This is a genomic window from Chitiniphilus eburneus (genome assembly GCF_005048205.1).
Classification (GTDB): domain Bacteria; phylum Pseudomonadota; class Gammaproteobacteria; order Burkholderiales; family Chitinibacteraceae; genus Chitiniphilus; species Chitiniphilus eburneus.
Genome location: NZ_SUMF01000006.1, coordinates 39,814 through 54,537, shown reverse-complemented (window position 1 = coordinate 54,537; position 14,724 = coordinate 39,814). Strand labels below are relative to the sequence as shown.

Genomic DNA, 14,724 nt, shown 5'->3' with positions numbered 1-14,724 from the left:
ACAAGTGTAGGAGTAAACGTTACTTTTAGCTACAGGTAGCTTATTGCTATATATTGTCAAAATCAACATAAACGATCTTGGGGGTAGGAATGGAACAGTCGAGCAATCATGACTCGAATGACGGCCTTGCACGCTATGCGTTGATCCGCCTCATTCTGGTTGACTCCTACACCGAGGGCAGAATTACTGAGCTGCCTATCGAAGGCGGCACCGCACTGGTCAGTGGTAACGGCCGGGGTAAGACCTCGCTGCTGCAGCTGATACCGGCATTCTTCGGGGAACGTCCAGACCGGATCGTAAAGCCGGTGAGTAACCAGGGCAGTTTTGCCAAGTACTACCTTCCGCGCTCGACTTCCTATGTCATTTTCGAATACCGGCGCGATCAGGCTTTATGCTGTGCCGTGCTGACATCGGATCCTACCGGTGAGGGCGTTGAATACCGGTTCGTCCGGGGGGGCTATCAGCGAGAGTGGTTCGTTCTGGATGATAGTGCCAGCCTGATTGCCAGCAATAACCTGCCGGAGCGCCTGAAGCAGCATGGGCTCGACTTCACCCGAAAAATGCCACTGGACCAGTACCGGGCCATTATCCAGGGTAAGCGGGCGCACGGTTCCGACCTCAAGCAGCACAGGCGGGATTTGGCTGACTATGCCTTCTGTCCCAGCGCACACCCCCTCCCCCACATTGAGCGGATCGTGTTCGGTATGTTCGCCCGCAAATCGAATTTCACCGATCTTCAGCGGATGATCGTCTCCACGGTAACGGATACGAATGCCAACATTTCGCTTGGCGCCGAGCGCAAGAAAATTGATGCCTGGCCTGATTCATGTGACAGCTACCTAGCTGTGATGGATGAGGCCACCCGTATGGCCAATGTGCAGGATGCGTATGACGGGATAATGGGCACTGAGCAAGAGCTCCGAAATATCCACGGCCGGTTTGTCTCATTCAGCCTTGCCTTGGATGAACGCAAATCAGAGAAAAATGGTGCGCTACTGGATATTACCGCCGCCAAAGAGCAAGACGAGTCCGCCTTCAAGTCAGCCAAGTTGGCCATTACCGAGTCACTGGCCGAAATCGACAGGGAGATTGGGGATTGTCAGGTCAAGCTCAATGCCTTGCGGCAAAAGCATGCCGACTACGAGAAGCAGGATCTGGTCGGGCTGGCCAAGTTGCTCGATCAGGAAACCGTGCTTCTGCAGGAGCAGCAGCAGCTGACAAGCCGGCGCAGTGCATTACTGGATCAGCAGTCCAATATTGAGGACGAATACCGGAAGATCCTCGACACGATGAAGCTGGCCCACCAGGAGGTGTTGCATCAGTTTGATCGGGAGCGCTCAACGGCCAACTCGGGCTACCAGGGTCGATTGAGCGATCTGCAGCAATCTACCCATGAAGAAGAAGCTGCAGCCCGGGCACAGTCAGATGCGTCCGAGGCGCCACTTGAGCAGGATATCGCCTCAGCCAACGAAGCCATTGGTGCTGCGCGCGCGCAGGCCAACAATCCCCAGCCAGATCCAGCCCTGGTCGCTGCACTTGAGGCTCAGGAGGACAAAGTGGAGGCCTGCCGTGGCCGGCACCTGAATGCTCAGGCGCAAGAGGAAGAGGCCAGGAAGGCGCTTGGTGAAGCAAAGCAGGAATACAATAAGGCGGAGCAGCTGCTTTCCGGGATGCGCAAGCAGGCAGCGGATGAATCCGACCGGGTTGATGCTCTGGTCAAACAGGCCTGCCCCGATGAGCGAAGTCTGCTTCATTTCCTTCGCACCAATCGCACCGACTGGGCGCAGGATATTGCCAAGGTGATACGCGAGGATTTGCTCGCCCGCCCAGACCTTTCCCCGGCCCTGGTCACCCTCAATGACAGCATCTATGGATTGCAGATCGATTTGGAGGCCTTGAGTACGCCCCTGGCCGCCGATGAAATCGCGCTCCAGTCCGCCGTTGATCAGGCCCAGACCGTATTGCGGGAACTGAATGCCCGGGTCGTTCAGCAGGAGGGCGAGCTTGCAACCGCCAGCCGCCAACTCAAAGCGGCAGAGGGACGGCGCGATGAATTGTCTGCTCTGACCTCAGTGGCAGCAAAGGCGTTGGATTCCGAGAACATCGTGTTGCAGAGCGCCCGGCGCGATGTAAAGCAAAGCCGAGACACCGCCGGCGCTGCCGCCAGGGCGCGGCTTACTGATGCCAATCAGGCTGCCGAAACAGCACGCCTGGCGCTGAATGCACACCGCGGCAAGCTGAAGGTCGAATTGCAGGCCATCCAGATCCGCTTCCAGGCAATGAAACGTGAGCTGCTGGGTGCTCTGAACGAACAACTGGCCCTTATAAAGGCCGCCGAGGATGAAGCCAAGGCGCACTACGCTAGCCAGTGCAGCGCAATCGATAACGAGCGCCTGGCCAAGCTGCAGGAAAGTGGCGTAGATACCGCGGTGCTGACGGAGTTGGAGCAACAGATCAGCGCACTTGGAATCAAGCTGAGCAAAATCACGACCTCCCGCAACCTTGTTGCCCAATGGCGGGTATGGCTGGGGTCAGAATGGTCGCAAAAGGGCGATCTTGAGATGCGGCTGGCGCAGTCAGAGCGCAATAAATCAACGATCCTCACAGACAAGGAGCGGCTGGATAAGGACTGGTTCGACAAGTCCGAGCGTTACAAGGCGCAGCTTCATCGGTTGACGCAGGACCTTACCGCGATTGATAAGGAGCAGCACCACATCACCAGCCAGCGCCAGGTCCTGCTGGCATTCCCGCCGAATATGGACGATCTCCCGGCGTATAGCGAGGCATGGAAACTTACCGTGCTGGTCGATCTGGCCATGAGCCAACTTCGAGGCCTGGATAAATGCGAGGCTGCGCTTCGTGATGAAATCACGGCCTTGAAGCGTGCCTTTACCGACCGTCGTCAATCCCCGCCTGACCAGTATTTCGAAGCCCAGCGCAAGGCGATGGGCCCGGATCGTGCCGACTCCCCGCGCGAGTGGGTTCCAGTCTTCAAGGATTGGTATCAAGTGGCGCACAAGGATTTTCGCCGCATCCTGCTTATTGAGGCCCGTACCATTGCGGATGCCGTGGGGGACTTCCGTGATCGCATGACGGTGTTTCATCACAAGGTTCAGCAGTTCAATCGTGAGCTGCAGGACAACATCAATGCGAATCAGGGCTTCAAAAGCATTGGCGGCCTGACCGTCGAGATCGTCTCTTCAATCCGCGAGCTGGAGTACTGGGCCACGGTGGAGAAGGTGGCGGAATCCCGCCTCGAATGGATGGCCGGTGATCTGGCTGAACTCCCTCCCCCGGCGTTCTCCATGGCGCTAAGGGAGCTGCTGGATCACTGGCAACTCCGGGATGGGATTCAGGCGGAGCTATCCAGTCTTGTCCGTATCCAGGGTGAAGTCATTGAGAACGGAAAGCGCCGGCCATTCAAGAAGGCCGAGGATCTGGAACACATTTCATCGAATGGTCTCTCGTATATCGTCATGGTGCTGCTCTTCATGGCCTTCATCAATCGGGTCCGCGGCACGGCCTCTGTGAATATCGTTTGGTCCCTGGATGAAATCGGGTCGCTGGACACCGGGAATACCGTGACCCTGGTCAACATCCTTAAGCGCAACAACATCACACTGGTCACCGCCTGTCCCGACCCCAAGCCTGATGTACTGGCTACCTTCAAGCACCGGCGCGCGATCAGTGCGGATCGGCGGATTTATGAGCCACGCACGCAGGCCGGCTGGCCAATGGATACCGCGCAGGTGAAAGAGGTGCAGCATGTTTGATCAGGCTATGACGTTATTGCTGTCCGGGGAATTCATCTGTGAAGTCCGGTATCCAGAAGCCTTCCGATACCTCGCCGGCGACGCCAACCAGAAGGATTGCATTGCTTACCTGACACGGATAGGACGGACGCTCTCCCGCACCGAGTTAGGTGGCGCCTGGTACGTGTCCTATGCAGCCATCGGGGATGAAGAGCGCCGGTTCATCAAAGCGGAGTTCACAAAGATGTGGCAACGGACTCGCTTTCTGGTGGAATTCTTTGGTAAAGCCATGCGGGCCTCCAATAAGGAAGAGTACTACTCCCGTGGCGACAAAATCGAGTTCCATGCCTTGATGGCGGCGGTAGATGGCAATCCCGGCCTGCGCGCAGAGTTTCAGAGCCTTAGCAGATTGACGGGCGGCAGCACCGGTGACGGGAAGCTGCGTTCTTTGCTGGCGCTCTGCTTCAAGGAGCTGGTGAGCGATGGGTACCTGGTGGTGGCCAATGCCGAACGTGAGATCTACCAGGTGACGGGGAAAGTCGAGTATCTGACTGAGGTGGCGCAATACCTGATGACCACCAGCAATATCTCCGATGACACGGTGGATCACGAAGATCCCACAGGTTCGTTGTTCTAATTCCATGGCGACCAAATCTGATCTCGTACTGCTCCATCTGGAGACGCTGTCAAAGTACCGCGGCCTGGTGGCTGCTGCTTACCATCATGGCGTCGTAGATAGCTCTGATGATCCCGCCGGCGGCCGGGGTATTGATGCCCTGCGCCAAGCCGGCATTCTGCTTCCTCGCAGTGAGGGCACTTACCGTTTGACGTCGTCGCTGATGCGGCACCTGGACGAAACCCTGCAAAAGGAGCGCCTGTATTCTTCATCCGGTGCCGATCTGGCGGATCTCGCTGAACGGTTGCCCGACATCTCGAATATGGTTGCGGATGCCGCTTACGAGGGCCGCAGCGATGATGTCGACCTGTACATCGATGAGTTCGACATCAAGGTCTTCGAGATCGCCGATAGCGTGCAGGGCGCCCTGTTGACCCTCCGATTCCAGTGCGACAACAATTTTGCGAACGTAAGTACGCTGACTGAAAAGCGGAAGCAAAACGAGTTCTACCTTGAGCGGGCAACCCGGATCAGCGAGACCCTGAGTGCGATTCACTCCGGCAACCTCTCCCATAATCTGGAGTCCCTGCCAGAAGGTAGCCGCATGCTGGAGGTCTATCAGTCACAGATCGCCAAGCACCTACCGGAGTGGCGCGCTCAATTACTGGACATTACGGCCATCCTGCAGGCTTATCTGCACAAGACCCGCCACATTGAGCTGGTGGCCAAACGGATGCGGGCATTTGAACTCTATCTGAAGCGGAATCCAAGTTATTCGCCTGGAGAGCTCGATGACACTATGGCGATCCCTGAATGGGCAAAGCGGGCCCGCCCACTGCCGCTGAGAGCTCATGCTGATGTCCAGAATCCCGAATTTGATGAGGATCTCCTCAAAATTGCTAGGAGCATCCCTGAGGTCAAACTGAAGGAGATCCCGCCGCCCCGTTTGGGCTCATTGCTGCCCGACACCGCCTTGGAGCCCGATGAAGGTGTTATGGCCATCCAGCCCTGGGAGATGGCTATCCTGTCATTGATCAATGGGCTCGGTATGGAGCCAGTCTCTGCGGTGAGCTGGAAGGCAGGCCAAACTGAGTTGGCAGGAATTGATGATGACATCTGGCTGCTGTGCTTGTTGCGGGAACAGGAGAACGATCTGGAGCGCAATGCGGATATCCGGTTTGAGCATGTCACGGAGCTGACTCCGCATTGGTGCGGCAACATCCCCTTATCCGACATCCTGCTTTCAAGGATTCATGCATGATAAGCAAGGCGACCGCGATCAGCCTGTTGAGGGTCATCCAGCAGCCTAGCCGTAATGAGTTCGATAGCTCGAAGGTGCTCAAGCAATTTGTTGAAGACAGCGGCATTGGCGTGCTCAGCGGCCGGAAGATCATTTTCAGTGAGTCCCATAAAGTCCGGATCCGCAAATGGCTGATCGCCGAAAAAGTGGACCCGGATGCCTCATCTGACTCCTGGGACCATGTCAGTCGATCCGAGGCACTGATGCTGGGCCCAGATGAAAAATGGTCCGGTACCGGCGTACGATGCGATCGGATTTCCATCAAGACATTCCAGGGTCGCCCGTTGATGGCGAATGGGACGTCGCTACTACTCCCACCCGGGGCCAATCTAGAATGGTCCACACAGCAGGCACTGACCTCCTTGCAACATCAGGATGTGGTGGTCGTGGAAAACTGGGAGACCTTCGAGGTGATTGATACCCTGCAGGTCGATTTGAGCCGCGTGTCGTCTAACCCTCTGGTGCTTTGGCGGGGCGGACACGGCATAGCCAGTGCCGGAGCCTCTGTACGCTTTCTGGAGGCCTACGGGCGTCCCGTATGGTCCGCACCAGACTACGATCCGTCTGGGCTCGCCATCGCATCAAGGCTGCCTCATTTGACCGGGGTGTTGGCACCGCATGATGAGGTCTTGCGTAGCTTACTCCGGCAGTCCAGATTCCATGATCGCTATACTGATCAACTGGCTAGTTCCATTGATTCCATAGGGGCTACGACCAATTCTGACATTCAGCGTCTCTGGCAGTTGATACTGGAAGCAGAAAATGCCGTGCCTCAGGAGTGGCTGCATCAACATGGTCATGACAAGGCCCCCGGTTAAACTGTACTGCGACCGTTTGCTGTCTAACCATTGCAAGCAAAGTGCTTTGTACTGCCTCAGTCGGTTTTCAACTCATAGCTGGTACTTCTTCCCCCCGAATTAGAGCGTTGCAGGACACCTCGCTCAAGCAGCTCGTTGATATCTCGCAGCGCAGTATCGGAGGAGCATTTCGCTAGCGCGGCCCACTTGCTGGTGGTGAGCTTGCCTTCAAACCCATCCAGCAGGCGGTTGAGCACCTTGATCTGGCGTGCGTTCAAGGGGGTGCCTTGCTGCCGCCGCCAGAACCGGGCCTTTACCAGTACGACGTCCAGCATCCCTTGGGCGTGGTTTACCGCTTCGTGCAGCATCTGGAAGAACCACAGCAGCCACTCGGTGACATCCAGCGTGCCTTTCTGCGTGCGTTCCAGCATATCGTAGTAAGCCTTGCGCTCGCGCTGGATCTGCGCGGACAAGCTATAGAACCGCTGTGGGCTGCCATCAGCACGGGCCAGCAGCAGATCACCAATAGCACGGGCAATGCGGCCGTTGCCATCATCAAACGGATGCAAGGTAACAAACCACAGATGGCCCAGTCCGGCGCGGATCAAGGCCGGCTCCGTGGCCTTGGGGTCATTCATCCAGGATAGAAAGCGCTCCATTTCTGATGCAAGGTACTCCGCAGGCGGCGCTTCGTAATGCACCTTTTGGCGCCCGACTGGACCTGACACCACTTGCATAGGCCCATGGGCGTCATCCCGCCATATACCGGTGCTGATCTTGCTAAGACCGGAATACCCAGTTGGAAACAGCGCCGCATGCCATGCGAAGAGGCGTTCTGTGGTGAGTGGGCGAGCACTGTTGCTCGTGGCGTCGAGCACCATATCCACGACACCCTCAACGTGGCGATCAACGGGTGCGAGAGAGCCGATGTCCACCCCTAGACGGCGAGCGATGGAAGAACGTACCGAAGCGACGTTCAGGTGTTCGCCCTCGATCTCGCTGGTTTTGAGGACGTCATCCGTCAGCGCAGCCAAGCAGGCCTCGTCGCGCAGACCAAAGCCTATGTCGGCTAATCGACCTAAGAGCAGCCCTTGAGCATGACTGACCCGCGCCATTGGCTCAGCCAACGCTGCGAGATCGTAGCGCCAGCGGGGCCAGTCGGAAGCCTGCCAAATGTAGAGATAATCGCCGCTATTCATGCGGTGATTATGGTGGTCATTTACCGCGTAGGCAAGCCATTCACCGCAAAAACAGCGTCGAATGAAGGTGGCGCGTCGCAATGATGGGGCTTCCAGATATATTGGGCTTTGCTGATGCAAGGTGCTTGAATACACTGGTTCTAAGCATTAGAAGACTGACTTAAGGTGAAAACTTATAAGTCGCACTTGAGGAGGGCCCCAGACGGCCCGTGTAGAAATGACGTCAGGGGTATGCGCATGGCAGAAATCGCAATGGATTCCCAAGGGAAACCAGTCGAAGAGCAATCAGAAGCGGCTCAGCAAGAGGTCGTTCGTGAACTGAAAATCGAGGCAACACTCGCGGCCAAGCTGAACTTGGCTGATTTCCAAAACGCTGTCCCCCTCATCCGAGAACTTCGCGTCGTCAGCACGTTGGAGCAGGATTCGAAAGCGCTCGAAGTCGTTCTCGAAGCGATCCCCGCCTTTGTAAGGCCACGAACTTGGCGCTTGGATTCGGTCGGCGCAGGCCAGACCTATCGACTACAAGATCTAGATGTTCAGCTAGATGGTGTTTTGTTTAGTCACTTGACCGAGGCTGAGCAGGCAACGGTAACAATCACCCTCCGGCACGTTGAGGCTGAAGCCCCTGATCAGCCTGTCACGGTGAGCAAGGTGGTAGAGCTGTTGCCCCGAAATCAATGGGGTGGCATTGCATACATGCCGGATATGGTTGCGGCATTCGTCCAGCCGAACGAGCCTGCGATTGACCGTCTGTTGAAGAAGGCGGCTGACGTACTGAGAGAGCACGGAAAAGATGCCGCCCTGGATGGATACAAGGGGGGGGCAAAGCGAGCCTGGGAGCTTGCATCGGCGATTTGGGGTGCGGTTGTGGCCATGAAGCTCGACTATGCGCTGCCGCCAGCAAGCTTTGAGCACACTGGTCAGAAGATTCGTTCTTCTGGGCAGATTGCCGACTCTGGGCTTGCCACCTGTCTCGATCTTGCGTTGCTGTTTTGCTCCGCCATCGAGCAGGCAGGGCTAAACCCCATTCTCATATTTACGCGAGGACACGCTTTTGCCGGCGTATGGTTAAAGGCGGAAGAGTTCTCAACAGCGGTCGTTGATGATGTGACCGCATTGCGTAAACGGGTAAAGCTTAAGGAGTTAGTGCTTTTCGAGACGACGCTCGTTACGCAGCGTCCACCCGTAAGTTTTCTGTACGCCACTGAGCATGGCGCAGGCCAGATCGCAGAGGAAAAAGCAGAGTCTTTTGAGCTGGCGGTTGATGTTCGTCGAGCGCGACTCCAACGTATCAAGCCCCTTGCAAGTACCGACGCTCAAGTTGTCGCAGCACAGACAGATGCACCTGAATCAAGTGGGGAGGCGCCTTTCGAGGAGGCGCCGGAACTGCCGGATGAGGATGATGATATTCAGGATGTTGCGTCCTTGGATCCCAAGGATCGTTTGGCGCGCTGGCAACGCAAACTGCTTGATCTCTCTCTCCGTAACAATCTGCTGAATTTTAGGGCCGGCAAGAAATCCTTGAAGCTGGAGGCCCCGGACCCTGGCGCGCTTGAGGATTTGGTCGCAGATGGGAAAGAAATTAAGTTACTGACTCGCCCCGATCTGATGGACGGCTCCGACCTTCGAGACCAAGCCATCCATGAAAGTCGCGAGCGTGAAAATCTTCGCAGGGCACATGCACTGGATGCACTTAAACGGCGAGAGGTTTTTGTCGGACTTGCTCAGGAAGAGCTGGATGTTCGTCTGGTTGAGCTGTTTCGGGCAGCAAGAACTACTTTGCAAGAGGGTGGCGCAAACACGCTATTCCTGGCGCTCGGCTTCCTGAACTGGACTCGGGATGACAAACCGGATCACAAGTACCGGGCGCCCCTCATTCTTATTCCCGTTACGCTGCAACGTAAAAGTGTCCGATCTGGATTTACCCTGACACTTCACGACGACGAGCCTCGCTTTAACCCAACTCTCGTCGAGATGTTGCGACAAGACTTCAAGCTCGAGCTCGGCATCAAAGAGGGAGAGCTAGATCGTGATGAATCGGGATTGGATATCGCCAAGATTTGGCGAACCGTTTCCGCAGCCATTAAAGATATCAAGGGTTGGGAGGTTTCAGAGGACGTGGTGCTATCCATGTTCTCGTTTGCCAAATACCTGATGTGGGTTGACCTGGTACAGCGCACTGATCAGCTAAGGCTCAACCCTGTCGTCAAGCATCTCATCGATACGCCCCGTGACCCCTATGCGGGACATGCCAGTTTCCCGAGCCCGAAAACTTTGGATCGTGATTTTGGCCCGGAGCACACCTTCTGCCCCTTGCCCGCTGACTCCTCTCAGCTCTCGGCAGTAATGGCGGCTGCTAGAGGCAAAGACTTCGTCCTTATTGGTCCACCTGGTACGGGTAAAAGCCAGACGATTTCCAATCTCATCGCCCAATGCCTTGCAGAAGGTAAACGGGTTCTATTTGTCTCGGAGAAGATTGCCGCACTGGACGTGGTGTATCGACGACTTCGTGAGGTGAAATTGGGTGAGTTCTGCCTAGAGCTGCATTCCAGCAAAGCCCGAAAACTTGACGTCTTGGCTCAGCTAAAAACAGCGTGGGAGGCGCAAGGCGTGATCGATGCTGATGCCTGGAAGGCAGAGGCCGAGCGCCTGAAGACCTTGCGCGAACAGCTGAATGGTTATGTTGAGCGCCTGCATCATCGGCATAGCAATGGTCGTAGCATCTATGAGGCCATCGGTATTGTCGTTGAGGGTGTTGATGTCCCCGTCGTAGGACTTTCCTGGTCGTCTCACGCAGCGCATAGCGTGAAGGACACTGACACATTAAGAGACGTGGTAGATCGCCTTGAGGTCAACGCTTCGGCTGTTGGTCAACAAGCGTTGGCATCGGGGCCGCTCTCGCCGATTCAGAACGGCGACTGGTCGCCAACGTGGCAGCAGGCACTGATCGATGCAGCAAAGGCGGTGATTCCCGTTGCCGAAAACGTCCGTTCGGCCGCGCAGAGTTTTCTCGACGTCATTGGCCTTTCTGCAGTGGTCCTAACCAAGCGGCCGCGTGCTGCATTGGCGGCGCTCTCTCGTGCTTTGCCCCAAGCAGCAGGGAAAGATTGGAGATTTGTATTCCGACCTGACGCAAAGGTGATTTCAGAGCGACTTCAGGAGGGGAGCAAACTACTCGTAGAGCACGATGTACTGACAAAGCAACTGTCCTCTGGGTGGCCAGTTACGTTAACTGCAAATGTGGAAGTGGCGCTGGGCGTGTTGGCTCATCGACGTGAAGTCCATAGCGCGCTCGCATTACCTTGGCCTCGCGAAACACAAGATGGTCTACGTAGAGGCATTGACCTGTTTGAACAGATTGGCAAGCTGGAGAAAAGACTATCCGTACGTTACACGGACGGTATTGAGCAGCTAAATGTGTATCAACTGCAGCGCGAATTCGCAAAGGCTGAGCAGTCTCTTTGGCCAATGTCTTGGCTCGGGAAGCGGAAGGTGCGGCAAGCGCTTGAGGCATTGGTCGCAGGACAAGGCGAGCCAAATATCTCGGATGACTTGGCTACGCTTGTTGGTATCCGAGATACCCGGAGTGAGATTGCAAAACTAGATATTGGTCCTGAAGTAGTTGGACTATGGCAGGGATTGAAATCCAGACCTGAGCATTTGCGTGCCGCTTTAAAGCTTCAAGATGCGTTGAAAGCGGCCCGTGAACGTGGTGCATGGTCCGACGACGGTTTGGACGTACTGGCTGCAGGACGAGCGGGCGAGGGACTTGCACTTGAAGTGCAAAAGCTTAGAAAGTTGGTCGAGCTCGATCAAGCAATCAATGAATTCACCGGACTGGAAACGCAGACGGAAGGGCTTTGGAAAGGTCTTGATACCAACGCATCTGCCTTGCAGGCGGCGCTTCAGTTTGCCAAGCGACTGGAAGTGATTCGTCCATGTGGTTATTTGGAAGAGGATATCCCCGAAGTTGCACAGGGTGTGTGTGGTGAGCGCTTTTACCAAGACCACACGACATTACGCCACCGCGCTTCAGTCGAAAGTAAACTCAACGCGTTTGCAGAGCTAAAAGACACAACAAGCGGGCTCTGGCACGACCTTGAAACGGATATCCAGGAGGTGGATAAAGCTGTTAGTTTTCAGGGAGCAATCGCTACAGCGATTGCTAATCTCGCGGCAGGCCCTGCAGACATTCCGAGCATCTCTTCAGCGCTTCAACATCTGGTCGTTGATGGTAATGCACTGCTCGATCACGACGGTCGCGTCGTGGCGGCTGGTCAGAAGTACATGGTCGCTTGGTCCAAGCTTCAGCCGGCTATCGATCAACTAGCACAGCAAGGTAGTTTTTCAGAGCAAGGGCATGCTGATTTTAGTGAGACCGATCTTGCCTCCTTGCTTACTCATTGCAATGCGATTCTCCAGCAGGAAACAAAGCTGAATGCGTGGTGTGCATGGAGGAAAGTCAGGCAACAAGCGGTTTCTATTGGCTTAGAGCCTTTGGTAGCCAGCATAGAAGCTAAAAGGGTAGAGCTCGGCGCTATTCGTGCCGCTTTTGAGACGAACTACTGCCGTTGGTGGTTGAATGCCGTCGTGGACAATGAACCGGTAATTCGAACCTTCGTTTCTGCGGAGCATGAGAAACGTATCGCTGATTTCCGTCGCCTTGATGAGAAGTTCACTGAGTTAACCCGAGCCTGGGTGCGTGCGAGTTTGTGTTCTGGTCTTCCTTCTCAAGACGATGTCACGCGAAATTCTGAGTGGGGCTTGCTGCGCCGAGAGATCACCAAGAAGCGCGGACATTTGCCACTGCGCGAACTCATCAGTGGCATTCCATCTGCACTGACCAAGCTCACTCCTTGCTTGTTGATGAGCCCGCTCTCAATCGCCCAGTTCCTCGCGCCAGATACTGAGCAATTTGATGTCGTGGTATTCGACGAGGCCTCTCAGATCGCAGTCTGGGATGCAATTGGTGCCATTGCTCGTGGTAAGCAAGTGGTGATGGTGGGTGATCCCAAGCAATTGCCCCCCACCGCTTTCTTCGATAGGGCGGAATCTTCCGTCGATGATGAAGATGTTGAAGGCGAGATGGAGAGCATTCTCGATGAGTGCCTTGGTGCCAACTTGCCAACTCTCAATTTGTCGTGGCATTACCGAAGCCGTAATGAAAGCCTTATTGCATTCTCAAACCATCGCTACTACGGCGGTGGCTTGGTCACGTTCCCATCACCAGTAACTGAAGATCGTGCGGTGAATTTCCATTTCACCAACGGGGTGTATGAGAAGGGTGGCGCGAGAGTCAACAAACCGGAAGCTAAGGCGCTGGTTGCTGACATTGTCGCGCGCCTTAAGTCTCCCGGATTCCGTGAATCTGAGCTGACTATCGGGGTCGTGACGTTTAATACCGAGCAACAAAAGCTCATCGAAGATTTACTTGATGAAGAGCGGCGGAAGGATCCCTCTCTAGAGCCGTATTTCTCGGAAGCTGAGCTTGAACCTTTGTTCGTCAAGAATTTGGAAAGTGTTCAAGGTGATGAGCGGGACATCATGTACTTCTCGATTACATACGGGCCAGACCCGAGCGGTGCGGTGTCAATGAATTTTGGCCCGATGAACCGTGATGGCGGTGAGCGCCGTTTGAACGTAGCTATCACACGAGCTCGCCAAGAACTGCGAGTGTTCTCCAGCCTCAAGTCGGAGCAGATGGATCTGTCCCGCACTCAGGCGCACGGTGTCCGAGACTTGAAGCACTTCCTTGAGTTTGCAGAGAGGGGGCCCCGAGCGCTGGCAGAAGTTACACGCGGTAGCTTGGGAGACTTTGAGAGCCCCTTTGAGGAGGCCGTAGCAGCAGCGCTGGCCGCGCGAGGTTGGGAATTGCATACCCAAGTCGGGGCATCTGCGTTCCGTGTTGATCTCGGGGTGGTTCATCCAGATGCGCGTGGCACGTACTTGACGGGTATTGAGTGTGATGGCGCAACTTACCACCGCTCCGCCACAGCCAGAGACCGAGACAAATTGCGAGAGCAAGTCCTAAGAGGTCTTGGCTGGGAGATCTTGCGCGTATGGTCGACGGATTGGTGGGTGGATAGACCGGGCACGCTAGATCGTTTGGATCAGCAGTTGAAGACACTGCTGGAGTCGAGCCGGGCAAGGCGTGCACTCGAAGCCGAAAGAGAAGTCGCAAAACAGGCTGCTGACGCCGCAATCGCGAAGGCAAACAGCCCCTCTGTTCCCCGCGACGCACAGAAGCCGGCATCAGGCGATCCCACTACAGGTCAGCTGCCCTTGGGAGAGCTTCATGCAGAAGAACAGTATGCTCGCAATGCGGTTGCACAAGCGGTAGGAAGTGCGAGCCAGCCACAGATGTCATTTGTAGAGACAGACCTTTCTCATTTCGCAACAACTGCGAACGCGGATGCATTTTTTGAGCTGTCATACGAGTCTGTATTGGCCGAGATGATCGCGCTGATTGTTGCGACAGAGGGGCCAGTTCTTGATGCGGTGTTGGCGCGCCGGATCAGTAGAGCTCATGGATGGCAGCGCACGGGAAGCAGGATCGTGGAGCGCGTAGAGGAGGTTGCCCGCAAGTGCTGCCGAACATCTGAAGAAGAGGTTGGTACCTTCTACTGGCCAGAAGCAATTGCCCCCGGCTCGGCAGTATCCTGGCGACCACCAGCGAACGAGCAGCAGCGAGCGATTGACGAGGTTTGCGCCGAAGAGCTTCGATCTCTAGCCGCCTTAGTGTTTGATCCGACCAAAGGTGAGGAGTGGACGCTGGTGCAGATGGCCAGACAGCTTGGGCTCATGAAACTACGGGCAGCTAGTCGCCCACGACTGGAGGCCGCAATTCGAGCGATAACTGCTTGAGCGGAAAGTGGCGGCACATAATGTAGAAGACGGCGATGCGAGTGAAAAATCATGCGCCGTATTCTGCTGCTAATGAAAAATTGTGTGTCGCCATCGAACAGATGTGAATGTCGTTCTTGTAACCAAGGGACTGATTCTTATCACGTGCGATTGAAAAATTATCTGTCACTCGACGACACAAAATCTTACACTGTTA

The 14,724-nt window shown here is 55.6% G+C and carries 6 protein-coding genes; 5 read left to right on the top strand and 1 reads right to left on the bottom strand.

Annotated elements, in window-relative coordinates; translation table 11 throughout:
- Positions 1–89: 89 nt before the first annotated feature.
- From FAZ21_RS08020 to FAZ21_RS08005, 4 genes are read left to right on the top strand one after another with little or no spacing between them, the layout of a single operon-like run.
- Positions 90–3,773 (top strand): ATP-binding protein, encoded by a 3,684-nt coding sequence (locus tag FAZ21_RS08020; protein ID WP_136772748.1) that lies wholly within the window; start codon positions 90–92, stop codon positions 3,771–3,773.
- Positions 3,766–4,389 (top strand): RasGAP domain-containing protein, encoded by a 624-nt coding sequence (locus tag FAZ21_RS08015; RefSeq protein WP_136772747.1) that lies wholly within the window; start codon positions 3,766–3,768, stop codon positions 4,387–4,389. The genes FAZ21_RS08020 and FAZ21_RS08015 overlap by 8 nt, the downstream gene beginning before the upstream one ends.
- 4 nt (positions 4,390–4,393) lie before the next feature.
- Positions 4,394–5,629, top strand: a complete 1,236-nt coding sequence (locus tag FAZ21_RS08010; RefSeq protein WP_136772746.1) for a hypothetical protein — start codon at positions 4,394–4,396, stop codon at positions 5,627–5,629.
- The gene (locus tag FAZ21_RS08005) at positions 5,626–6,486 is read left to right on the top strand and encodes a DUF7281 domain-containing protein (protein WP_136772745.1); all 861 of its coding nucleotides are present in this window, start codon (positions 5,626–5,628) and stop codon (positions 6,484–6,486) included. The genes FAZ21_RS08010 and FAZ21_RS08005 overlap by 4 nt, the downstream gene beginning before the upstream one ends.
- A 56-nt stretch (positions 6,487–6,542) precedes the next feature.
- Here the strand turns inward: FAZ21_RS08005 and FAZ21_RS08000 are convergent, their stop codons facing one another.
- A complete protein-coding gene (locus FAZ21_RS08000; RefSeq protein ID WP_211243408.1) occupies positions 6,543–7,745 on the bottom strand; it encodes a Fic family protein in 1,203 nt (400 codons plus the stop codon).
- Between the two features lie 156 nt (positions 7,746–7,901).
- Here FAZ21_RS08000 and proA point away from each other — a divergent pair, with 156 nt between their 5' ends.
- The gene (gene proA, locus FAZ21_RS07995; RefSeq protein WP_211243407.1) at positions 7,902–14,528 is read left to right on the top strand and encodes an anti-phage protein ProA; all 6,627 of its coding nucleotides are present in this window, start codon (positions 7,902–7,904) and stop codon (positions 14,526–14,528) included.
- Positions 14,529–14,724: the final 196 nt, after the last annotated feature.

Excerpts from the sequence above, each read along its gene's own strand:
- FAZ21_RS08020 (WP_136772748.1), top strand. The coding sequence starts at position 90 with ATGGAACAGTCGAGCAATCATGACTCGAATGACGGCCTTGCACGCTAT.
- FAZ21_RS08015 (WP_136772747.1), top strand. The coding sequence starts at position 3,766 with ATGTTTGATCAGGCTATGACGTTATTGCTGTCCGGGGAATTCATCTGT.
- FAZ21_RS08010 (WP_136772746.1), top strand. The coding sequence starts at position 4,394 with ATGGCGACCAAATCTGATCTCGTACTGCTCCATCTGGAGACGCTGTCA.
- FAZ21_RS08005 (WP_136772745.1), top strand. The coding sequence starts at position 5,626 with ATGATAAGCAAGGCGACCGCGATCAGCCTGTTGAGGGTCATCCAGCAG.
- proA (WP_211243407.1), top strand. The coding sequence starts at position 7,902 with ATGGCAGAAATCGCAATGGATTCCCAAGGGAAACCAGTCGAAGAGCAA.